Source organism: Aquirufa salirivi (assembly GCF_045310485.1).
Taxonomy (GTDB): Bacteria; Bacteroidota; Bacteroidia; order Cytophagales; family Spirosomataceae; genus Aquirufa; species Aquirufa salirivi.
In genome coordinates, this window is sequence record NZ_JBEWZH010000005.1 from 38,205 (window position 1) to 59,949 (window position 21,745).

A 21,745-nucleotide genomic window follows, 5' to 3' on the forward strand; every position below is an offset into this window, starting at 1 on the left:
CATTGTTTAAAAATCCCCCAACATGGACCCAGCCATTCAAGCATTTAATCAGAACCTTTCTTTACAAGAGGCCGAAATAGGTGATTTCTTAGCGCAATATATTTCAGAACATCTTCCAGAAGCAACATGTAAAATTTGGCATGCCATTCCAGTCTGGTTTATCCATGATAACCCCATTGTAGGCTATAGTTCCCTAAAAAGAGGGATTCAACTATTATTTTGGAGTGGCTTATCTTTTGAGGAAAATCAATTGGAAGTAGTGGGTAAGTTTAAAGCGGCTGGTATCTATTTTAAAAACGTTCAAGATATCCCCATACAAGATCTCAAACGGTGGCTTCAAAAATCAAAAACGATACAGTGGGACTATAAAAATATCGTCAAACGAAAAGGGAAATTAGAAAAGCTGGAAATCAATCCTGCCTCCTAACAAAAAACAAATCTTGCCGGGTCTGGACAATTTTGAGCATAAAAAGCTAGGTCTCTTTGTGAACAAACGCCTGGGTAATCTCCCACAAAACCTTGTAAGTCACGAATCAATTGGAAATGCAGATGAGGAGGCCAACCGCCATTTTCAAAAGAATTACCCAAATGCGCCATTTTTTGACCTCGGCGCATTTTCTGTCCAGGAGCTAACCCAATCAAATCTTGACTAGAAAGGTGTCCGTATAAACTATAAATCCTTTCCCCTCGGATTTGATGAGCTAAAATGATCGTGGGGCCATAGTTTCCCGACCCTTCATTCACCTGAAAACTATGGATGATGCCATCCATCGGAACAAACACTTCCGTACCTGCCTCTGCCCAAATATCTATTCCTAAATGAATATTTCGATAATCTTGCTGGCCCGTAGCAAAATTCTCATGTGATTCATACATCTTTCGATGTTCTAAATAACCCCCAAGACCATACCTTTTCGAGCCCATCGAATCCTGAATGAACCGACTAAATTTGGCCATATCTTGATAAATTTCTGGCTTAAAATTTGGGTTTTGAACACTTAAATCTAAGATCTGAGTAGTAGAATCAGAAAGCGGAGGAATGAATAAATCTTGAATCATGGAATTGATTTTAACTTGGATAAGAGATAAACCATTTACATGGATTGCAAGATCTGTTCAATCTTAGACATCAGCTCCCCTACTCCTAAACTCGCCCATAAAATAAACAATCCCAATAGGGTTTTTATCCCATTATTGATTCCAAAACCAGTCAGGCGATGAATGAATGCCTGAATAGGCGGATAATATACCAAAGAAAGTAGGATAATAAAACCTCCAAAAACGGGGTCATTTCCTGAAAAAACATTGACTAAACCAATGAGCGTAAATACTATGCCAATGACCCAATTGACTGTTGTTCCGAATTTCGTTGAATTTTCCATGTATTCCTTTTTAAACAAGATGAATGCCAATACCTTTGGCCATTTTCCCTAAAATAAGCGCTTAATTTCCTATTGCCAAAATTGTACGATGATTCGTATCTCCATGATATCTTGGATTTATAAACTCCCTACATCGTGCTTATAAAAGGACTCATAAAATTTTGATTCTAACAGGGTATGTACAATGATGACTCAAAAACGGTAAATTGCTTTTCAAATTATGAAAAGAAGACGTATGCTAGGCTTTCTAGGAATTTTAACAAGCATCTCAGTAGGTTCTTGGATTGCTTTCAATAAATCGGTATTAGGTACTAACCCGAAAGGGAAAAGGCTGCAACGCATAAAAAAATCTCCAAACTATAAAGACGGAGAATTTCAAAACTTATCTTATACGCCCACATTTGCCGAAGAAAATAATAAAATAGGTTCTATGTTTCGGGTAATGACGAGTAAAAACATCCGAACAAAACCAAGCGTTGCACTGCCTACTGTAAAAACTGATTTGAAACAAATAAGTCCCAACACCGACTATATGATTTGGTTCGGACACTCCTCCTATTTACTCCAAATAGAAGGAAAAACCATATTGATCGATCCTGTTTTGAGCGGTTATGCAGCCCCTTTTTCTTGGTTAAATGCATCATTTAAAGGAACCGATCCTTATACGGCAGAAAGCTTACCCAACATTGATTATTTATTCATTAGCCATGATCATTATGACCATTTGGACTATGAAACGATTAAAAAAATCCAAAGTAAAGTCAAGCAAGTAGTTTGTGGTTTAGGTGTTGGAGAGCATTTGGAATATTGGGGTTATTCTCCCGACATCATTCACGAATTGGATTGGAATGAATCCATTGAATTGGAAAATGATTGGAAATTAACAGCTACTACGGCTCGTCATTTTTCAGGTAGAGGCTTACAAAGAAATAAAACCCTCTGGGTCTCTTTTGTTTTAAAAACAAGCCAACATAATCTTTTCCTCGGTGGGGATAGTGGCTATGACACCCACTTTAAGGCCATTGGCGATCAGTATGGTCCATTTGATTTGGCCCTCTTGGAACAAGGTCAATATAATACAGCATGGAAATACATACACCTAATGCCTGAGGAAATATTTACCGTTGCCCAAGAATTACAGGCTAAAAGAATCTTTGCTGGACACAACTCCAAATTTAAATTAAGTATTCATCCTTGGGACGAACCCTTACAATTACTCTGGGAAAATAGTAAAAAGCAGAATATCCCAGTAATTACTCCCAAAATTGGCGAGCGGGTAGATTTGAAAGAAGAAAATCCCACTTTCTCTGCTTGGTGGGAAGGAATTGTATAAAGTCATATTACCGTTTAATTCAATAAATCGGCCATTGAGCAAAAAATAGTATGACTAGTTAGGCGTAACGTAGTTATTGCCCTGCGAAGCATAAGCAACAAAATCCCAGGGCCTTGAGCCCATGTGGAAGCTATCATCTTGAAAATTTCCTTTCAGAACCCAATTTACCTCTGTTACCATGAAAAGCGAGATCCTACAAAACTTGAACAATCCAGAACAACTGGAAAAATTATACCGATCCAATTCTGCCTTATTTAAAAAAGAATTCAATGCCTTGTGGCCGGAATATCCTGAAGAGACTAGTTTACAATGTTGGAATCAGCGGTTAAATTATGCGGCAGAACCTCTTACGCTAGGCACCAAAAACGAATTAGTATTAATCGCTCTGTTAGGCATTTGTGCTGCTCTAATCTCTCAGATTCCTAATTTATTCGGATTAGATCAAGATACCTTTTTCCAAAGAAATATATCCTTTGTGGTTTTCCCTTTTTTGAGCGCCTATTTCATTTGGAAACAACAAGTACCCATTTTTAAAATCATGCTACCCCTAGGTATTTGCCTCTTTTCTGTCATTTATATCAACCTCCTTCCCCGAACATCTCCATCTGATTCCATCCTATTAGCATGTATTCATGTCCCTTTGGTTTTGTGGTCCATTTGGGGATATACGTATGTGGGAGAAGGACTTATTTCCAACACACAAAAAAGAATTGAATTTTTGAGGTTACATGGTGATTTATTAGTGATGTGCGCCATCATATTGCTTTCAGGAGGATTATTCACGGCCATTTCCTTAGGGCTATTTGAAATAATTGGTTTGGATATCAAAGAGTTTTATGGGAAATATGTCATCGTCAGTGGACTTTCTGCCACACCCATTTTGGGCAATTATTTGATCCAAAAAAACCCAGCTTTAGTCAAAAATGTTTCTCCCATTATCGCCAAAATCTTTACCCCAGTGGTATTTGTTTTCTTGTTGATTTATTTAATTGCCATGGTGTATACAGGAAAGAACCCCTATACGAATCGTGAATTTTTATTCATCTTCAATGGTCTTCTGTTGGGCGTGATGGCACTCATTTTATTTTCTGTTGCAGAGACTGAAAAAAATGAAAATCTCCGCTACCAAAATGGGCTATTATTAGGTTTATCTGCCTTAACCATCGTGGTCAATGGCATTGCTCTTTCCGCCATTAGTTTCCGCATCATCGAATGGGGAATTACACCGAATAGAATTGCAGTATTAGGTAGTAATTTGTTGATTTTTATTCACTTACTGCTCGTAGCAAACTCTTTACGGAAAACGAGTCAAGGAAAAGCTGATTTCACCCTAGTGGCTAAAAGTATTGCCCAATACCTACCCATTTACTCCATTTGGGCAGCCATTGTTTGCTTTGTTTTCCCACTTATTTTTCAGTTTAAATAAGAATGATTCATTCATAAAAAAGGGCGTCTGTTAAGATGCCCATTTTTGTTTCTCTGTAAATACTTTTTGTTTATTGATACTTAGCAGGATCTAAGCGGAAAAAACGAACCGCATTATTGAAAAATATATCTCTTTTCTGTTCAAAAGAAAGGTAATTGGCATTTTCAATGACTCCTAAGGATGTCTCCAACAATTTTGGCCAAACCATTAAATCTGTACCATACATGATTCGTTTCCCAAAACCGGCTTGTACCAATCTCCGTAAATACAGGTGTATTTCTTCCAAAGGATAGCTCCAAATCATACCTGCTAAATCCACATATACATGGGAATTGGCGCCCATCAAGGCTATCATTTCATCAATCATCGGATAGCCGGCATGCATCACCCAAACTTTCAGTTTAGGATGTCTGGCTAGTAAATCTTCCAACAATAAGGGATTCCCCATGGAAGCTCGGTATTTGGGAGAAGTCAAATTAGCCATCCCATTTCCTCCTGTTCCCATGTGAATGGCAACGGGCACATTTAGTCGCTCAGCTACTTCAAAATACTTATCCACCGATGGGTCGCTAGGCGATAATCCTTGGTATTGTAAACCCACTTCCCCAACCACTTTATAAAAACCCGTTTTCAAGGAATCTTCAAAAGCTTGCACACTAATACCACTGGCCGAACTAAAACCAATGGATGGAATTACTCGGTCTGGAGCTGCCGCTTTTTTCCAATTACGAATTACCTGAGGATCACCTGAAGCCACAATGGTCATGTTCAGGCGTTTCATGGTTTGCATTAACTCATCTTGAAATTCTTGGTCGGATTTGGCAGCCTTCAACATGATGGCTCCATCCGCACTTAAAAATTTAGGCGTCGGTTCATTCGGATCTGTTCCCGGCATGTTGCTTAAAAACCAAGGCGACATATCCGAGGCAAAGTTGGCATTGACTTTCATGGCATGCACATGCACATCTATGATGGGTAAATGCTTGGCAGAAGCTGTTTGTGCTAGGCCATTTTGAGCCATTAAAACAACACAAGCTAGCGTTAATAATACAGATTTTTTCATGTGTTTAATTTTTAAAAAGTATTGGAGCAAATTCAACTAAATTATGACGCCATGTGATAAAGGTATGACCCGCGTCGTAGGTATTTGTTTGGTATTTGATGCCATATTTATCAAACACGGCATTCACGCCCAAACCGTTTTTGTAGGCAATATCCCTTTCGCCTCCCATGGCAATCCAAAATAGTTTTAAGCGGTTAATTTCTGGGTTTTTCAAATGTTGAACGTATTTCTCTTCCAACATTTTCAGTTGAGCTGGGAAATATCCTGTACTTAATGGCAACACATAGCCAAATTTCTCAGGAGCAAAAAGCGCCATATTCAGTGCTTGCAATCCACCCATGGAAAGACCCACATAAGCTGTATGATTACGGTCAGTCAGAACAGTATATTTTTCATTCACCAAAGGCATGATTTCCTCAAACATTTGTTTGTAATAAGGATCTTCCTCAATCCCTGGATTCATATAAAAGCCAGAACTGGGATGTCCCATGGGCATGACCACCACCATGGCTTGGCATTTACCTGCAGCCAGCAGGTTATCCATGATAAAATTTGCCCGCCCAGCCGTTGACCAAGATGCATCATTATCGCCTCCTCCATGCTGTAAATACAAAACAGGTAGTTTTACTTTCATCTTCTCATAACCAGGCGGAGTATATACATGGAAACGTGTAGGCTTACCCGTTACCTTGGACTGAAACCAGACTTTCTCTAGCTTCCCATGTGGAACAGCTTGAATGGCAGCATAAGCCGATTCCTTGCCTTTGATTTCCATCATATTGGAATAACCATTTTCTCCTTCTTTCAAGAAGGTATTCTTAGGGTCCAAAGTTTTCACCCCATCTACCGTAAAATCATAGGTATAAAAATCGGGTGCAATAGCCTCCGTTGTAGTGTAAGACCAAACACCTAGTTCATTTTTACTCAAATTTTTAGCCCCAAATTCTTTCGAAAAATCACCAGAAACAATCACTTGACTAGCCTTAGGTGCATAAATCCGAAAGATAACTTGTCCAGAGGCTAAAGCTTCTACCGACTTAAGCGTGTCATTGGGCGTTGGCGCTGGCCTCGAAGGTTGAGCCAAAATAGGTAGGCCACATATGAGCAAACCTAAACTTAGTATCCATTTCTTCATCGTAACATGATTTTTCATTTGGTATTTTTCCGATATTTTTATTTACAATATTCCTATATTGTATCTATTTGCTACAATATAGGAATCCTCATTGAATTATTTCTCCCGACTTATCTTAATTTGATGAATGGCGAAACGATTATCTAAAGAATTTACAAAATAACTCATTAGATACCAGTTAATTCATGCTTTTAGTCCATATAGCCCATTCATATGTCAAACAAATTCCCCCAAAAACAAGTAATAGCAAGTCTATTAACTGTTTTGTCTTTTACCAATATCCTTGCTCAGCAGAAAACAGCTCAACCTAATTTAGGTAGTCGAAATGTAGAAATCCTACGCATTCAAAATCTGTCTTTCAAAGACCTGAATAAAAACAAAAAGCTAGATCGTTACGAGGATTGGCGATTACCTATTTCGGAAAGAATTAAGGATTTAGTTTCACAAATGACCTTAGAGGAAAAGGTGGGGTTTATGTTGATTAGTACCACACGCATGGGTGGCGACAATGTTTTTGGAGGAGCACCAGCCGCAGGAACAGCTACACCCATCAACGATGGTTTCAATGAAGAAGATTTGATTCAAAACACCAATATGTTTACCCGAAAGCCCCTAAGTGCGCCAAATATGGCTGCAGCTGGAACCACCAAAGGGGTACGTCAACTTCACTTGCGGCACTTTATTTTAAGGGCTAATGCCGCGCCTGAAATCATGGCAAAATGGTCCAACAATCTCCAAGCCTTGTGTGAGGATACACGACTAGGAATACCCGCTATTGTGGCTTCTAATCCAAGAAATCATGTAACTACCGATGCATCCGTAGGTTTAAGTGTAGGAGTAACCGCATTTTCTAAATGGCCAGGGGAATTAGGTTTGGCTGCCATGAGAGACTTTGCATTAACACGTCAATTTGCAGAGATCGCTTCCAAAGAATGGCGCGCTGTTGGCCTAAGAAAAGGATATATGTACATGGCCGACTTAGCCACGGAACCCCGTTGGCAGCGTGTAGAAGGAACCTTTGGTGAGGATGCTGATTTAACCTCGCGCATGATTCAAGAAATCATCGTAGGTTTTCAAGGTAAAAAATTAGGGGCTCAATCCGTGGCCATGACCACCAAACACTTCCCTGGAGGCGGCCCTCAAGTAGATGGACAAGATTCTCATTTTGATTGGGGAAAATTTGCCCATTATCCTGGAGGCATGTTTGATTACCATGTAAAACCATTTAAAGCGGCCATTGCAGCAGGTACTTCAGCGATCATGCCCTACTATTCTGCCCCTATAGGTAAAGAGTTTGAGGAAGTAGGTTTCTCATTTAATAAAGCGATGATCAACGATTTACTTCAAGAGAAATTGGGCTTTCATGGCATCATCAATTCGGATACTGGGCCCATTGAAATGATGCCCTGGGGAGTAGAAAATTTGAGTATAACAGAACGCTACCAAAAAGCTTTAAATGCCGGCGTGGATGTATTTTCAGGAGCAGCGAATCCCAGCACTTTACTAGAAACAGTAAAGAAAGGTATGGTATCTGAAGAAAGAATCAATCAATCGGTAGCCAAATTATTAAAAGAAAAGTTTGAACTCGGTTTATTTGAAAACCCTTATGTAGATGTAGAAGAAGCCAAGCAGATTATTGGAAATAAAGCCTCCACTGATTTGGCCAATTTGGCCCTGCGTAAATCCATTGTTTTACTTCGAAATGAGGAACAAGTTTTACCCGTAAAAAAGAAGACCAAGGTGTACTTTGAAACCTATTTCAACACAGGAAGAAATGCTGATATCATCAAAGTGGCTAAGCCTCAATATCCCGATGTGGAATTTGTATCCAATAAAGAAGAAGCCGATGTTATTTTAGTTTGGTTAATCCCCAATGGTGGAGGATTGTTTAGTTCGCAGGGTACTAAAATTGATTTGAGATTATCGGATAATCGAATCGATGTGAATCATGTCAATGAATTAATTAACAGCAAACCGACCATCGTGGCAATCAATTATACAAATCCCTGGGTCATTGAAGAAATAGACAAAGGGAAAACAAAATCCATCTTAGCTACTTTTGGTACTACGCAAGAAGCCTTATTGGACATTGTGACAGGCAAATACAATCCTACTGGAAAAATGCCATTTACTACTCCGATCAACATGAAAGCGGTTGAGGAAAATAAATCGGATGTACCTGGCTACATGGAAGGACCAAATTACGGATTATTCCCATTTGGGCATGGATTATCCTATAAATAAGTCGGTGACTCTTGATTGACATTCTCTGTACTTTCAAATAATGAATGACAGAATCGGACTTTTCGGATATTCCTTTTACTTTTAGAAAAAAGGTGAATGATGAATCCAAAAGTAGATGCATTTTTGGTAAAACTAGAAAAATGGCAAGCGGAATTAAGCTTACTAAGAAGTTTGTTATTGGAAATGGGCTTAGAAGAAGATTTGAAATGGAGTTCCCCTTGCTATTCCTATGAAAAATCGAATTTAGTAATACTACAAGGTTTCAAGGAATACTTCGCCATCATGTTTTTTAAGGGAGTTCTCCTAAAAGATACTGGCAAAATATTTAGCAAACCTGGTGAAAATACGCAGTCGAGCCGACATATTAGATTCACCCATCTGGACGATATCCTTTCCAAAGAAACCTTGATAAAAGCTTATATTCAAGAAGCGATTGAAGTAGAAAAATCGGGAGCTAAAGTGACCTTAAAAAAAATTGAGGAATATGCCGTTCCAGAGGAATTTCAAAACGCCTTGGAAGAGGATGAGGCACTTAAAACAGCTTTTGCACGATTAACACCTGGTCGACAAAGAATGTATTTGATGCATTTTGCCGAAGCGAAACAAGAAGCCACTAGAATCTCTCGAATTGAAAAAAACAAAAGTCGCATCCTGATGGGTAAAGGATTAAGCGATTGTATTTGTGGCCTTTCCCAAAAAATGCCTACTTGTGATGGTTCGCACAAACATGCGAGGTAAAATTCATCGATTCAAATTTCGCCGATATTCATTCGGTGTTAAGCCCATTTTATTCTTAAAAAATCGGGTAAAATGTGGCGCATAAGTAAAGCCTAATTGATCAGAAATTTCACTAATATTTTTCTCAAAATCATGCAATAATTCTTTCGCCTGATTGATCATCATTTGATGCATAATTTCAATTGGCGTTTGTTGTGTTTCTTTCTTAATAATATCTCCTAAATAATTAGCCGATAAATGCAATTTATCCGCAAAATAATTGACCGTTGGTAATCCATAATCAGCTGATTTTCTGGAGATTAAAAATTCTCTCACCAAATCTGAAAATTTATCAGAAATGAGTTGATGCAAGGGCTGTCTACTGGTGAATTGCCTTTGATAATATCGACTACAATAATCCAATAATAATTCAATATGGGTAACAATTAATTTCTTATTTAAATGGTCTAATTCAGGATTAATTTCTCGACTAATTTTAGCCAATATTTCCACTACATTTTTCCTTTCTTCTTCGTCTACATGTAAGGCTTCATTATGTTCGTATGAAAAAAAGGAATATGCATGAATTTGCTTCTGTAATGAAGTTCCTCGAATTAATTCTTCATCAAATACCAGACATAAACCTTGGGGTACAGTCAAGCTTCCTACTTTGTCTACTTTATAAATCTGATTGGGAGCAAAAAACAAGAGCGTGCCAGCATCGTAGTCATATTGGCTAATGCCATATTTCAAATCCCCACAATGTATATCTTTCAACATGATGCAATAAAATCCCATACGCATCCATTCGCGGCATTTTGGACTAGATTTTGAAAAATCGATGATGCTTATCCATGGATTTATGGTAGAATGCTCATTGTACTTATTAAATGAATCCACCGAGTCCAAATTCCTGATGGCAATTTCTGTATCCTTGATCTTTTCTTCCATAAGGTTAAAATGGTAAGCATTTCCGTAAAATGTATAATCCTACACCTAAGGAAATAGGCTAATTTTACAATTTAAAGCAAATTTAATAGAAATGAAAAAAGCAGGCATATATCTGATCTGTTTATTCTTGACACCATCGCTACATACTTTTTCACAAGAGTTACAACATCAAAAAACCACCCAAATTAATGGTTCCGTTGGGATCACGAACAATGGTATTTCGATTGTCCCTTCCTTTTCTTTGGAAAGACCCGCTACAGTATTCAATATGTCTATTTCCAAAGGAAGGTTCAGTTTTGATCCAGAAATGGCTTTTTCATTAGATGCAAAACCCTGGTATTCCCTATTTTGGTTTCGATATAAGCTAAGCCCTAATCAATCAAAATTCAATATGAACGTAGGGACACATTTGGGCCTCAATTTTGTAAGTTTGCCCATTCCCAGCACGAAAGATTCTCTACAAATTCAAAAAACAGATCGATATTTTGTATTAGAATTATTTCCTCGTTACCAAGTAGCTAAGCATCTAAACATGGGTATCTACTTTCTAAGATCAAATGGTATCAATGCTGGCACATTACATACGCTACATTTTGTCACCTTATATACCGACATATCCCAAATTCAATTGAGTAAAAAAGCAACCTTGGGCATTACTCCGCAATTGTATTACCTCAATATCGATGGTAACGATGGCTATTATTTAACCACGGAAATAAGCCTCGCTTTGCAAAATTTTCCCATCATTTTTAAATCTACCATGAACAAAACCTTTGAATCCCAAGTAGAAGGATCCAAGCCCTTTTTATGGAACATTAAACTAGTATATCCTTTAAAAGGGGGTAAAATAAGCCCCTAATTTCATTTTAGTAAAAAAATATAGACCTTTGTATTTCTCTTTAATTCATCCCCATGAAATTTAAAACCACGCTCTTGCTAGTATTCCTAGTAGGTGTTAACCATTTATTCGCTCAAACGGATACGACCAAAGTACCTTCTTTTTTTTCTGGTCAAATTACCGCCACCAATAATGGCGTGTCTTTAATACCCTCTTTTTCTTTAGGTAAACCGGCTGTATTATTTGATTTATCCATTGGTAAAGGTCGCTTGAGCTTTGATCCGATGTTCCGCTTTGGAATGGATGGTAAACCCTGGGCATTTATATTTTGGTGGCGCTATAAAGCTATCCAACAAAAAAACTTTAAAATGAGTGTAGGCGCACATCCAGCCTTTGTTTTTCGTTCAGAAGAAGCGAATATTAATGGTGTTAATACCAGCTATTTAAAAGCACAACGATTCTTTGCTTGGGAGGCAACTCCTACCTTATCCGTTCACAAAAATATAGCTTTTGGAATTAGTTATTTAGGTTCAACTGGACTGACAAAAGATGTGATCCAGAGCACGACTTTTGTGGCATTTAAAACTGTTTTCTCCAATCTTTCTTTGCATAAAAACTGGCAAGCAACTATTATTCCTCAGTTTTTCTACCTTAAAATGGATGATTTGGATGGAACTTACCTGAGTGGTTCATTGATTCTTTCTAAGAAAAAAAGCCCTTTTACTTTAACGACTATTTTTAGCAAAAAACTTCGTTCTGCTTTAGCGGGTGATGACTTGCTTTGGAGCGTTGGATTAAACTACAACTTTAACCACCAGTTTAGACGCATTAACTAAGCTCAATCATAAAAAAATCAGCACACCAAACGATGTGCTGATTGAAATTTTCTGATTCTTTACTTACGATAACTGATTCCCAAAAGGCTGCTTGTACAATCGCTTACCTGTTGCCTTGTAAATTGCATTTGCCATGGCTCCAAAAATAGGTGGGAAAGGCGGCTCTCCTAGTCCTGTTGGGTCCGTTTCGCTGGCCACAAAATGCACATCGATTTTCTTTGGTGCCTCATTGTGACGAATCATGCGATACGTATCAAAATTCTTTTGATCTGTCCGGCCATCAGTTAAACTTAAGTTGCCAAACAAGGCATTTCCAATACCATCAATAGCCGCACCTTCAGCCATATTTTTGGCACCTTCTGGGTTCACCACTACTCCACAATCCACTGCAGAAGTTACTTGGTCTACAATGACTTGGCCATCTTTCACTCGAAGGTCAATCACCTGAGCTGCATAAGAATTGTGGCAGAAATACGACGACACGCCACGCTTTTTGCTGGCATTTTCTGGCTTGCCCCATCCCGATTTATCGCGTACTAACTCCAACACGCCCATATAGCGAGCCGCATCATAATCATTGTTTTTCCCTACGGGATTGTCTTTAGCTCTTTGCAATAATTCCAAACGGAATGCGATTGGATCCTTGCCCATATACTCGGAAACCTCATCTAAAAACGACTGCTCAGCCGCTGCATTGAAGTTCGAGCGAGGTGCACGAAATGCACCAATGGTAATGTTGGAAGGAATCGACCAGCTTTCAGCCATATAATTATCTAATGCCCCCGCTGGAAAACGATTCGCGTGTAAAGGCGATTCAGGAATGCCTCCACCCTTAATGTGTATCGCTGTTAAACGCTTATTTTCATCAAAAGCCGCGCGATAGGTCAATTGGTAAGTTGGGCGATAAATACCTCCGCTCACATCGTCTTCTCGACTGTAAACCAATTTAATTGGAGCATTGGCTTGTTTGGAAATCAAAGCTGCCTCCACCATGTAATGTCCATATGCCCTACGACCAAATCCTCCTCCCATGCGGGCCAATTGTATTTCTACGTTTTCTTTAGGAATTCCCAAGCGAGTCGCGATGGTATTTGCAATGAAATCAGGGCCCTGAATCGGTGCCACAAACCTCACTTTATTTCCTTGAAAATGAGCAAAAGTGTTCGTCGGCTCCATGATATTATGGGCCAAAAAAGGTGCAGTATAGGTCCGTTCAATCACATGCTTTGCTGCCTCAAAAGCCTTCTCTGGTTCACCATCCTTACGCTCCACGCGGCCTGGCTTTTTATCCATGGCCAACATATCTGCATAATGCTTTGTGGTACTCTCCAGGCCTCCAGGAACAACAGTCTCTCGATTGTTCATAATCTCCTTCGTATCTGGTGCATTTTCCCAAACCACATTCAGCTTTTTGCGGGCATTCATCACATCCCAAGTAGTTTTACCCACCACCGCTATGACCTCATTGAAGGAACGTGTATCAAACATGGCCAATTTTTGAGTGGGCTCATATACTTGAATCGTGAATACATCCACAATACCTGGCATTTTCTTAGCTGCCGTAGCATCAAAAGATTTTAAGCGCATGCCAAAAGCGGGTGGTCGCTCTGTCATGGCGATGAGCATTCCAGCTTCTTTATAATCCATGCCAAATAATGGTTGACCATGAACAATCTTAGGCCCTTCCACATTTTTCTGTGGAGTACCTAATAGCCTAAATCCTTTATTTGCTTTTAATACGATATCCTTGGGTACCTGTAATTTGGATGCCGCAGTAGAGAATGAACCATAGCTTCCGGATTTACCACTAGCGGCATGTTTCACTTGCCCTTTGGATGTGGTTAATTCCGAAACTGGCACATTCCAGGCTTGGCTAGCTGCCGTCAAAATCATTTGTCGGGCCGATGCCCCTGCCGTACGTAAAAGCTTCCAAGCCGAGCGGATCGACTGGCTACCTCCGGTAAATTGACGGTTGAAAAGTGCCGGATTATAAATGGCTTGTTCTACTACAATGCTTTTAAAATCAACGTCCAATTCCTCTGCAATCAGCATTGGTAATGAGGTCATGACATTCTGTCCAAACTCAGGATTGGGAGAGAAAATCTTAATGATATTTTCAGGTGTAATTTTAATATAACTTGTCAGTTCTTGCCAAGTAGCTTCTACATTCAATGCTACCAATGTGGCCTCGGGTTTGGCACTAGCCAACCAAGAAATCCCTAACATCAATCCTCCTCCTGAAAGCGAAGAGACTTTTAAAAACGAGCGTCTGCTGTACGTGTTATCTGTCTTTTTCATGTTACTTTGAGGCTGCTTGTAGGATGGCTTTTTTAATACGCGTATAGGTTCCGCAACGACAAATATTTCCCGACATAAAATTGTCGATATCTTCCTCGCTAGGACGTGGATTGCTTTTTAATAAAGCTGCCGCACTCATGATTTGACCAGATTGGCAATAACCACACTGCGCAACGTCAACATCCAACCATGCCTTTTGAACTGGATGATCTCCCTTTTCAGCAAGTCCTTCAATGGTCGTGATATTCTGATTGGCCAAAGCTGAAATAGGCAACTGACATGAACGTACTGCGATACCATTTAAATGTACCGTACACGCTCCACAGGAACCCACCCCACAACCATATTTGGTTCCTTTTAAGTCTAATACATCTCGAAGTACCCATAAAAGAGGCATGTTTTCATCTGCCTCTATCGTGTGGGATTTCTTGTTAATCCGTAAGGTGAATTTCTTTATCATGGTTTGATATTTATAAAAAGGTGTACAAATGTATTCAAATCAAACAATTCAATGTTCTATATTCCTTGTTCCCAACCACTTAACCATGGCTGGGTCTCGGTGATCAAAAAAGCAACTCGTTTTGGTATCCAATGTATGAATCATTTCCATTTCTCGTTCAGTCAGACTGAAATCAAAAATTTGAAAATTCTCCATCATGCGATGGCGGTTAACGGTTTTAGGGATGACGACTATTCCTCGTTGTATAAGCCAGCGCAAAATAACTTGGGCGATGGATTTTCCATGGGCTTGTGCAATGGACGATAGTAGCGGATTTTCAAACATCCCATTTTCCCCTTCGGCAAAAGGTCCCCAAGATTGTATTTTAATTAGATGCTCTTGAAGAAATTGTTGGTTTGAAATCTGTTGATGAAATGGATGTGTTTCTACCTGATTGATGGCTGGAATAATCTCTGTATGATTCAGTAAATCTGCGATCCGATCAGGCTGAAAATTACTAACACCTATCGCACGGATTCGCCCCTCATGGTATAACTTTTCCAAGGCACGCCATTCTCCAAATACATCGCCATAAGGCTGATGAATTAAGTATAAATCGAGGTAATCAAGCTGCAGTTTTTGCATGGATGTATCAAAGGCCGCTAAAGTACCTTCATATCCATTTCCTTGAATCCAAAGTTTGGTCGTAATAAATACATCTTGACGGAGTATTCCTGATGATTTTATAGCTAAACCCACGGCTGCTTCATTTCCATAGGAAGCCGCTGTGTCGATGGAGCGATACCCCAATCCTAAAGCTTCGCTGACACATTTTTCACAAGTGAATGCATCGGCGATTTGGAATACTCCAAAACCCAAGATGGGCATTGTTACTCCATTATTTAATTCAACATACTCCATATAAAATACTTAATTCAGATGGCGGTATTGTAAAGGGGTGTTTCCTACGTGTTGCTTAAATACCCGAGTAAAATGTTGTGGATATTTGAACCCTAAATCATGGGCTATTTCATTGATGGATTTTTCTCCATCAAAAATCCGCTCTTTAGCGACATCAATGAGCTTGTTTTGAATCAAATCCTTAACTGATTTTCCTGTTTCTTTTTTAATTAAATCACCGAAATAATTGGGAGATAAATGCAATGCATCCGCAAAATAAGCTACGGAAGGTAAACCCAAATTTTGAGGCTTTTCCGACAAGAAATAAGTATTTAACAACTCTTCAAACTTGGCTAAAACACCTAGATTGACATGTTCTCTTGAAATAAATTGGCGATCATAAAAACGCTCACAATAATTCAAAAACAATTCAATATTGGCAGTAATCAATTTTTTGCTATGCTTATCTATGGCTTGATTTAATTCAAATTCAATCTTGGACAGACAATCCAATACAACTTGTCTTTCCGCATCCGAAATGTGCAATGCTTCGTTGGATTGATAACTAAAAAAATGATACATCGGTAATGCTTTGGCAAGAGCCGTTCCATGAATTAAATCAGGGTGAAAAACCAGTCCATAACCTTTAGGCTGGTAAGGTTCTGAGGGGGGCTCAAATTCAGAAACTTGACCTGGAGCAAAAAAAACTAAGGTTCCGGCTTGGTAATCATAGGTATGTCGGCCGTACACAATATCACCACATTTGACATCTTTCAAATAAATACAATACAAACCGTATTGAAATTTGACACGATTTACGGATTGGCCCCAATCGCGTACACTTGCCTTAGAAAAATCAATGACACTCACTAAAGGGTGGAGTGTGGTATGATTATTCGCTGCATTGTACTCACTAATTTGATTAAGGACTACTACTTTTTCCATGAGTTTCAAATTTTGTTCCAAATGTAAGTATTTCACTTGTAGCTGATTCCGCTAATCTGTAGAATGAGTAAAAATGGTAGAAAATAGAGTAGTTTATCTACCTAGGTAAAAAATATTAATTAGACATTTGTTTAAAATCGTAGCTCCTAAATCACATGAAATCGACTATCCTAACTTTCGTTTTTGCCTTATTTTTCATTCAGATGGGTGTGGCCCAACAAAGTAGTGAAGAGCAAACTCTAATTAAACTTTCCAATGATAAATGGCAATGGATGTCTGACAAAGATGTCACTAAATTAGACGCCTTATTTGATGCTAAATCCAAATTTGTTCACATGAGTGGTACTTGGAAAAAAGAGGAAGAACTTGATATCATCAAAACAGGTAGAATTTGGTATAAAAAAGCTACTGTTAAAGATACAGCCGTTGAACTTTTTGGTAATACTGCCATTGTATGGAATCGGATAACCTTAGATGCGGTAGTGAGAGAGCAAGTTGCCGTAACTGAATTTACAGTAACAGAAGTTTATCAAAAAAATGGTCAAGGTTGGAAACTGCTAGCATTGACATTTAGTAGTGTTCGGGATACGCATCAAATCAAACAATAAGCTCATTTACCACTTAATTTTAAATCAAATAACATGAAAAATACCCTGTTTTCTTTACTATTTATCCTAACTGCTAGTGTAGGAATGTTGGCTCAAACTTCACCTGCCGACCAAGAGATTATCCAACTATCCAAAGACAAATGGCAATGGATGGCGGATAAAGATGCCAATAAATTGAGTCAACTATTCCATGAAAAATCTGTTTTTGTTCACATGGGTGGAAGCTGGGGAAAAGATAGAGAGGTGAACATCATTAAAGGCGGGATGATACATTATAAAAAAGCTGATATACATTCAGTGTCGGTAAATATCATTGATTCCACTGCCATTTTATTGAACCGAATAACTTTACTAGCTGCAGTTGGAGGAAATGAAGTGACCAATCCTTTTGAAGTAACAGAAGTATATGTGAAACAAAACGGTGCTTGGAAATTAGGGTCTCTTTCCTTCACCAAGCTGAATACCACGAATTAAACTTTCATTATTCTGATTTGAACAATCTAGAAATAGCCGAGCTATTACATGCATTTCTTAAAAATAAAGGTTTGAATTAAGCGTTAATCACAAGATTACATTACCTTGGATTCTTAAGAATTTACCCAATTATTATCATGAAAAAACTAAACCGTAGATCCTTTATACAATCTGCCGCTTTAAGTGGCGGTGGGTTCATGTTAAGTTTTAGCTATTTTTCCAGTTTTGCCTCCACTAATAAAACCTTAAAAGCTGATCCGGGAACTCAACATGAAATCAACGGTTTTGTAAAAATCACCTCAGACAATATCATCCAAATCATGTCGCCCAATCCAGAAGGTGGTCAAGGGGTAAAAACCTCCATGCCCATGATTGTAGCGGAAGAGTTGGATGTAGATTGGAAACAGGTACAAGTGATTCAAGCGGATTTAGATACCAAACATTTTACCAGACAATACATCGGAGGTAGTCAAGCTATTCATCAAGGATGGATGCCCCTCCGACAAGCAGGTGCTACGGCCCGTAGGATGTTAATGGAAGCCGCAGCCAAACAATGGCAAGTTCCCTTGGAAGAATTAAGTACTTCTCTTGGCATTTTACATCATAAAAAAAGTGGTAAATCTGCCAAATATGGAGATTTCGCAAGTCTTGCTGCCCAAATCAAAGTTCCTCAAAATACACCATTAAAATCGGTCAAAGATTTTTCCATCATAGGGAAATCCAAACCAAATGTAGACTTAAAAAAGATTGTCACTGGTCAGCCTTTATTCGGTATTGATACCCAAGTAAAAGGTATGCTCTATGCCATGATTGTTCATCCTCCCGCCTTCGGTTTGGAGCTAAAATCAATCAACGATTCCGAGGCTCGTAAAATGCCTGGCATCAAGGATATTTTCCCCATCCAAGTATTTAAAGATGGCTATGAAAAATCCTTTTTTGATACCATTAGCTTCAACCAAGTGGTAGCCATTGTAGGTCATTCTACTTGGGAAGTTATGCAAGCCAAAAAAGCCTTGCAAGTGGAATGGCAGGAAACTAAAAGCTATACTCAAAACAGAAATATGCTAGGCCGAAAAACGGTCGAAAATATTCCGGCTGGACTAGAAAATACGAGCCAACATATCGCACAAATGGCGGCTAAAAAAGAACAAATTGCCACGGTCAGACGGAAAGATGGAGATGTGGAAACGGCCTTTAAACAGGCAGCAAAAATCATAGAAAAAACCTATTATGGGCCATATTTAGCTCATAATTGCATGGAACCCATGAACTTTTTTGCCGACGTAAAAGCTGACTCAGCGAATTTATCTGGGCCACTTCAAAAACCTGAATTAACCGAACAATCTTTATCTGCTCGAATAGGTTTACCTCTGGATAAAATCAATGTCAAAATGACTCGTTTAGGCGGGGGATTTGGCAAACGCTCTTATGCGCATTGGATGATTGAAGCTGCGCTTATATCTCAAAAAGTGCAAGCCCCCATTAAATTGCAATATACCCGAGAAGACGATATGACTTCAGGGGTATATCGTTCTACCTACTCCGCTACTTACAGGGCCGGTTTAGATGCACAAAATAACCTGATTGCTTTCCATGTAAAAGCAGGAGGAATTCCCGAATCTCCACTATATCCTAACCGCTTTCCAGCGGGTGCCGTCGATCATTATTTAGCCGAAGAATGGACCATAGATTCCAACATTACGGTGGGTTCTTTCCGAGCACCGCGCTCCAATTTTATGGCGGCAGCCGAACAATCCTTTTTGGATGAAGTAGCCGAGCTAGCAGGAAAAGATCCCATCGATTTTCGTTTGGAATTACTCCAGCGAGCAGCCGAAAAGCCGGTTGGCAAAAACAATGAATACGAGCCTGAAAGATATGCAGGAGTATTGAAATTAGTCCAAGAAAAATCAGATTGGAAAAACATTAAATCCACCAAGAAAGTAGGGGTTTCTGCTTATTTCTGCCATGATTCCTATGCTGCCAATGTCATAGAGTTGGAAATGAAAGATGGAATGCCTGTCATTCAAAAAGTTCATTCTGCCATCGATTGTGGGATTGTTATAAATCCAACTGGGGCCAGGAATATGGTGGAAGGAGGAGTAGTGGATGGAATTGGTACAGCTCTATTTGGAAAAATGACATTGGAACAAGGTGTACCACAACATAAAAACTTTGATACCTACCGCATGATACGCATGAATGAGGCTCCCAAAGCCATGAATATCCATTTTGTGAAAAATGAAATAGATCCCAGTGGCATGGGAGAACCGGCGTATCCACCTGTCTTTGCTGCATTAGCCAATGCCTTGTATAAAGCCACAGGTAAGCGTCATTACAGTCAACCCTTTATAGATAATATATAAGAGCTAAGTTTTCATGTGTTTAATTCCTTGTTGACAAAGAGAATTCCAAGAACTCTCTCTACAAGTGGAATATAAATTAACACCAGAATGAAAAAGTCTTTTACCTTTAATGCATGAATGGCTAATTGGGAATTTCTCATTTCATTATTCAATTAGAAAACCAATTACAATAAGTCACCAAAAGGACCATACACATGAAAAAACCTGTACTACTTTCCTTCATTTTCCTGCTTTCTTATTTCTTTGGAATACAATCCACATTAGCCAATGAACCTGTCAGTATCAACGTAAAAATAGCCTCAGGTATCATCCAAGGGAAAACAGAAAAAAGTGGCATCAAATCATTTAAAGGAATTCCTTTTGCGGCACCGCCTATTGGCAACTTACGCTGGAAAGCTCCCCAACCTGTAGCCACTTGGGAAGGCGTAAAATCGTGTCAGGCTTTTGGCCCCAGTGCTATACAAGCTCCACCTGCCCCCTTTTATATGTGGTCAGAAGAATTTCTGATTCCCAAAGAGCCCATCAGTGAAGATTGCTTATACCTCAATGTTTGGACTGGTGCCCAAAAAACGAGTGATAAAAAACCGGTGATGGTTTGGATACATGGTGGTGGCTTTTCATCAGGCGGAGGCTCTGTTCCCATTTATGATGGTGAAAAATTGGCGGCCCAAGGGGTTGTATATGTGAGCATCAACTACCGTGTGGGTATTTTTGGCTTTTTTGCTCATCCAGAATTAAGTAAAGAATCTCCCTTGCATGCATCCGGTAATTATGGATTACTAGATCAAATCGCAGCTTTGAAATGGGTAAAAAACAACATTGCTCAATTTGGCGGGGATCCCAATAATGTGACCATTGCAGGTCAATCGGCTGGCTCGATGGCTGTGGTTAGTTTGGTGGCTTCTCCATTAGCGAAAGGGCTCTTTCATAAAGCCATTGCTGAAAGTGGCGCTGGCCTACTACCCAGAAATCCTTTGGTATCCAAACAAGCTTTAGTAGGGCTTAATGAAGCGGAAGAACAAGGTAAAAAATCCATGGAAAACATAGGTTTGCAAAACTTAGTACAAATGAGAGATATGCCGGCTGAAGAATTACGAAAAAAAGTTTCCAGTAGAAGTGGGATTATTGTAGATGGATATTTTATGCCAGAAAGCATCGAGCGGATTTTTAACGAGAAAAAACAGAATAAAGTCCATTTACTTACGGGCTGGAATGAAGACGAAGGACTATTGATGGGTCCTCCCAAAAAGGCGGATGCTTTTAAAGCGGATATTGAAAAACAATATGGCCAATATGCCTCAGATTTGTTAAGCCATTATCCTGCCACCAATGACTCAGTAGCCTTGCTTTCACAGAACAGATTGGCTAGAGATTTGATATTTGGGGCTCCCAACTATATCTTAGCAAATCTGCACAGCAACCATGGAAATCCTGTCTATGTGTATCGATTTACCCGCGTTGTCCCTGCTTATGGAGAATATAAAAAGTTCAAAGCTTTTCATACAGGAGAAGTGCCCTATGCCTTGAATACGCTTCATTTGGTCAATCGACCTTGGGAAAAAGAAGATTTAGCATTGGCGAATACCATGTCTTCCTATTGGGTCAACTTTGCTAAGTTTGGAAACCCTAATGCCAAAGGATTACCTATATGGCCAGCTTTTAATGCTACTTCTTTGGAGATTATTAAATTAGATAAGCAGGTAGAAAAAATGAAAATTCCAGACCATGCCAGCTTAAACTTCTTTTATCAACGTATCTATTTAAACTAAACCGCTACATATCGGAATGTCGTT

At 39.1% G+C, this 21,745-nt stretch carries 20 protein-coding genes; 11 read left to right on the forward strand and 9 right to left on the reverse strand.

Going from position 1 to position 21,745, the window contains the following annotated elements; all coding sequences use genetic code 11:
- Window positions 1–22 precede the first annotated feature (22 nt).
- On the forward strand, window positions 23–427 hold the full coding sequence (locus U0R11_RS07945; RefSeq protein WP_406751170.1) for a DUF1801 domain-containing protein: 405 nt from the start codon (window positions 23–25) through the stop codon (window positions 425–427).
- Here the strand turns inward: U0R11_RS07945 and U0R11_RS07950 are convergent.
- Together U0R11_RS07950 and U0R11_RS07955 are read right to left on the reverse strand one after the other, a co-directional pair.
- The gene (locus tag U0R11_RS07950; RefSeq protein ID WP_406751172.1) at window positions 424–1,059 is read right to left on the reverse strand and encodes a peptidoglycan DD-metalloendopeptidase family protein; all 636 of its coding nucleotides are present in this window, start codon (window positions 1,057–1,059) and stop codon (window positions 424–426) included. The genes U0R11_RS07945 and U0R11_RS07950 overlap by 4 nt on opposite strands.
- Before the next feature lie 35 nt (window positions 1,060–1,094).
- A complete protein-coding gene (locus U0R11_RS07955; protein WP_406751174.1) occupies window positions 1,095–1,382 on the reverse strand; it encodes a hypothetical protein in 288 nt (95 codons plus the stop codon).
- 220 nt (window positions 1,383–1,602) lie between these two features.
- Here U0R11_RS07955 and U0R11_RS07960 point away from each other — a divergent pair, with 220 nt between their 5' ends.
- The gene (locus U0R11_RS07960; protein ID WP_406751176.1) at window positions 1,603–2,715 is read left to right on the forward strand and encodes an MBL fold metallo-hydrolase; all 1,113 of its coding nucleotides are present in this window, start codon (window positions 1,603–1,605) and stop codon (window positions 2,713–2,715) included.
- Between the two features lie 178 nt (window positions 2,716–2,893).
- Window positions 2,894–4,141: a hypothetical protein gene (locus U0R11_RS07965; RefSeq protein WP_406751178.1), complete on the forward strand. Its 1,248-nt coding sequence runs from the start codon at window positions 2,894–2,896 to the stop codon at window positions 4,139–4,141.
- Between the two features lie 70 nt (window positions 4,142–4,211).
- On the opposite strand, the gene U0R11_RS07970 is transcribed toward U0R11_RS07965, so the two are convergent.
- Both U0R11_RS07970 and U0R11_RS07975 read right to left on the reverse strand, forming a co-directional pair.
- A complete protein-coding gene (locus U0R11_RS07970; protein ID WP_406751180.1) occupies window positions 4,212–5,204 on the reverse strand; it encodes an amidohydrolase family protein in 993 nt (330 codons plus the stop codon).
- Window positions 5,205–5,208: 4 nt separating this feature from the next.
- Window positions 5,209–6,357 (reverse strand): esterase, encoded by a 1,149-nt coding sequence (locus U0R11_RS07975; protein ID WP_406751182.1) that lies wholly within the window; start codon window positions 6,355–6,357, stop codon window positions 5,209–5,211.
- Between the two features lie 195 nt (window positions 6,358–6,552).
- Here U0R11_RS07975 and U0R11_RS07980 point away from each other — a divergent pair, with 195 nt between their 5' ends.
- Window positions 6,553–8,583, forward strand: coding sequence for a glycoside hydrolase family 3 protein (locus U0R11_RS07980; protein WP_406751183.1), 2,031 nt, complete (start codon window positions 6,553–6,555; stop codon window positions 8,581–8,583).
- A 99-nt stretch (window positions 8,584–8,682) separates the two neighbouring features.
- Window positions 8,683–9,321, forward strand: coding sequence for a DUF1801 domain-containing protein (locus tag U0R11_RS07985; RefSeq protein WP_406751184.1), 639 nt, complete (start codon window positions 8,683–8,685; stop codon window positions 9,319–9,321).
- A 3-nt stretch (window positions 9,322–9,324) separates the two neighbouring features.
- Here the strand turns inward: U0R11_RS07985 and U0R11_RS07990 are convergent, their stop codons facing one another.
- The gene (locus U0R11_RS07990; RefSeq protein WP_406751185.1) at window positions 9,325–10,251 is read right to left on the reverse strand and encodes a helix-turn-helix domain-containing protein; all 927 of its coding nucleotides are present in this window, start codon (window positions 10,249–10,251) and stop codon (window positions 9,325–9,327) included.
- 91 nt (window positions 10,252–10,342) lie between these two features.
- Here U0R11_RS07990 and U0R11_RS07995 point away from each other — a divergent pair, with 91 nt between their 5' ends.
- Together U0R11_RS07995 and U0R11_RS08000 are read left to right on the forward strand one after the other, a co-directional pair.
- Window positions 10,343–11,110 (forward strand): hypothetical protein, encoded by a 768-nt coding sequence (locus U0R11_RS07995; protein WP_406751186.1) that lies wholly within the window; start codon window positions 10,343–10,345, stop codon window positions 11,108–11,110.
- 53 nt (window positions 11,111–11,163) lie between these two features.
- Window positions 11,164–11,925, forward strand: coding sequence for a hypothetical protein (locus U0R11_RS08000; protein ID WP_406751187.1), 762 nt, complete (start codon window positions 11,164–11,166; stop codon window positions 11,923–11,925).
- Window positions 11,926–11,988: 63 nt separating this feature from the next.
- On the opposite strand, the gene U0R11_RS08005 is transcribed toward U0R11_RS08000, so the two are convergent.
- The 4 genes from U0R11_RS08005 to U0R11_RS08020 are packed head-to-tail and all read right to left on the reverse strand — an operon-like array spanning window position 11,989 to window position 16,507.
- Window positions 11,989–14,223: a xanthine dehydrogenase family protein molybdopterin-binding subunit gene (locus U0R11_RS08005; RefSeq protein WP_406751188.1), complete on the reverse strand. Its 2,235-nt coding sequence runs from the start codon at window positions 14,221–14,223 to the stop codon at window positions 11,989–11,991.
- A 1-nt stretch (window position 14,224) separates the two neighbouring features.
- The gene (locus tag U0R11_RS08010; RefSeq protein ID WP_406751363.1) at window positions 14,225–14,680 is read right to left on the reverse strand and encodes a (2Fe-2S)-binding protein; all 456 of its coding nucleotides are present in this window, start codon (window positions 14,678–14,680) and stop codon (window positions 14,225–14,227) included.
- 51 nt (window positions 14,681–14,731) lie between these two features.
- A complete protein-coding gene (locus U0R11_RS08015; protein ID WP_406751189.1) occupies window positions 14,732–15,583 on the reverse strand; it encodes an aldo/keto reductase in 852 nt (283 codons plus the stop codon).
- A gap of 9 nt (window positions 15,584–15,592) precedes the next feature.
- Window positions 15,593–16,507, reverse strand: coding sequence for a helix-turn-helix domain-containing protein (locus U0R11_RS08020; RefSeq protein ID WP_406751190.1), 915 nt, complete (start codon window positions 16,505–16,507; stop codon window positions 15,593–15,595).
- 155 nt (window positions 16,508–16,662) lie between these two features.
- Here U0R11_RS08020 and U0R11_RS08025 point away from each other — a divergent pair, with 155 nt between their 5' ends.
- The 4 genes from U0R11_RS08025 to U0R11_RS08040 all read left to right on the forward strand — a co-directional run bounded on the left by U0R11_RS08025 (window position 16,663) and on the right by U0R11_RS08040 (window position 21,721).
- A complete protein-coding gene (locus U0R11_RS08025; protein ID WP_406751191.1) occupies window positions 16,663–17,115 on the forward strand; it encodes a nuclear transport factor 2 family protein in 453 nt (150 codons plus the stop codon).
- A gap of 33 nt (window positions 17,116–17,148) precedes the next feature.
- Window positions 17,149–17,589, forward strand: a complete 441-nt coding sequence (locus U0R11_RS08030) for a nuclear transport factor 2 family protein (protein WP_406751192.1) — start codon at window positions 17,149–17,151, stop codon at window positions 17,587–17,589.
- 137 nt (window positions 17,590–17,726) lie between these two features.
- A complete protein-coding gene (locus U0R11_RS08035) occupies window positions 17,727–19,952 on the forward strand; it encodes a xanthine dehydrogenase family protein molybdopterin-binding subunit (protein WP_406751193.1) in 2,226 nt (741 codons plus the stop codon).
- A gap of 194 nt (window positions 19,953–20,146) precedes the next feature.
- On the forward strand, window positions 20,147–21,721 hold the full coding sequence (locus U0R11_RS08040; protein WP_406751194.1) for a carboxylesterase/lipase family protein: 1,575 nt from the start codon (window positions 20,147–20,149) through the stop codon (window positions 21,719–21,721).
- Window positions 21,722–21,745: the final 24 nt, after the last annotated feature.

Coding starts and splice junctions, on each gene's coding strand:
- U0R11_RS07945 (WP_406751170.1), top strand. CDS start 23: ATGGACCCAGCCATTCAAGCATTTAATCAGAACCTTTCTTTACAAGAG.
- U0R11_RS07950 (WP_406751172.1), bottom strand. CDS start 1,059: ATGATTCAAGATTTATTCATTCCTCCGCTTTCTGATTCTACTACTCAG.
- U0R11_RS07955 (WP_406751174.1), bottom strand. CDS start 1,382: ATGGAAAATTCAACGAAATTCGGAACAACAGTCAATTGGGTCATTGGC.
- U0R11_RS07960 (WP_406751176.1), top strand. CDS start 1,603: ATGAAAAGAAGACGTATGCTAGGCTTTCTAGGAATTTTAACAAGCATC.
- U0R11_RS07965 (WP_406751178.1), top strand. CDS start 2,894: ATGAAAAGCGAGATCCTACAAAACTTGAACAATCCAGAACAACTGGAA.
- U0R11_RS07970 (WP_406751180.1), bottom strand. CDS start 5,204: ATGAAAAAATCTGTATTATTAACGCTAGCTTGTGTTGTTTTAATGGCT.
- U0R11_RS07975 (WP_406751182.1), bottom strand. CDS start 6,357: ATGAAAAATCATGTTACGATGAAGAAATGGATACTAAGTTTAGGTTTG.
- U0R11_RS07980 (WP_406751183.1), top strand. CDS start 6,553: ATGTCAAACAAATTCCCCCAAAAACAAGTAATAGCAAGTCTATTAACT.
- U0R11_RS07985 (WP_406751184.1), top strand. CDS start 8,683: ATGAATCCAAAAGTAGATGCATTTTTGGTAAAACTAGAAAAATGGCAA.
- U0R11_RS07990 (WP_406751185.1), bottom strand. CDS start 10,251: ATGGAAGAAAAGATCAAGGATACAGAAATTGCCATCAGGAATTTGGAC.
- U0R11_RS07995 (WP_406751186.1), top strand. CDS start 10,343: ATGAAAAAAGCAGGCATATATCTGATCTGTTTATTCTTGACACCATCG.
- U0R11_RS08000 (WP_406751187.1), top strand. CDS start 11,164: ATGAAATTTAAAACCACGCTCTTGCTAGTATTCCTAGTAGGTGTTAAC.
- U0R11_RS08005 (WP_406751188.1), bottom strand. CDS start 14,223: ATGAAAAAGACAGATAACACGTACAGCAGACGCTCGTTTTTAAAAGTC.
- U0R11_RS08015 (WP_406751189.1), bottom strand. CDS start 15,583: ATGGAGTATGTTGAATTAAATAATGGAGTAACAATGCCCATCTTGGGT.
- U0R11_RS08020 (WP_406751190.1), bottom strand. CDS start 16,507: ATGGAAAAAGTAGTAGTCCTTAATCAAATTAGTGAGTACAATGCAGCG.
- U0R11_RS08025 (WP_406751191.1), top strand. CDS start 16,663: ATGAAATCGACTATCCTAACTTTCGTTTTTGCCTTATTTTTCATTCAG.
- U0R11_RS08030 (WP_406751192.1), top strand. CDS start 17,149: ATGAAAAATACCCTGTTTTCTTTACTATTTATCCTAACTGCTAGTGTA.
- U0R11_RS08035 (WP_406751193.1), top strand. CDS start 17,727: ATGAAAAAACTAAACCGTAGATCCTTTATACAATCTGCCGCTTTAAGT.
- U0R11_RS08040 (WP_406751194.1), top strand. CDS start 20,147: ATGAAAAAACCTGTACTACTTTCCTTCATTTTCCTGCTTTCTTATTTC.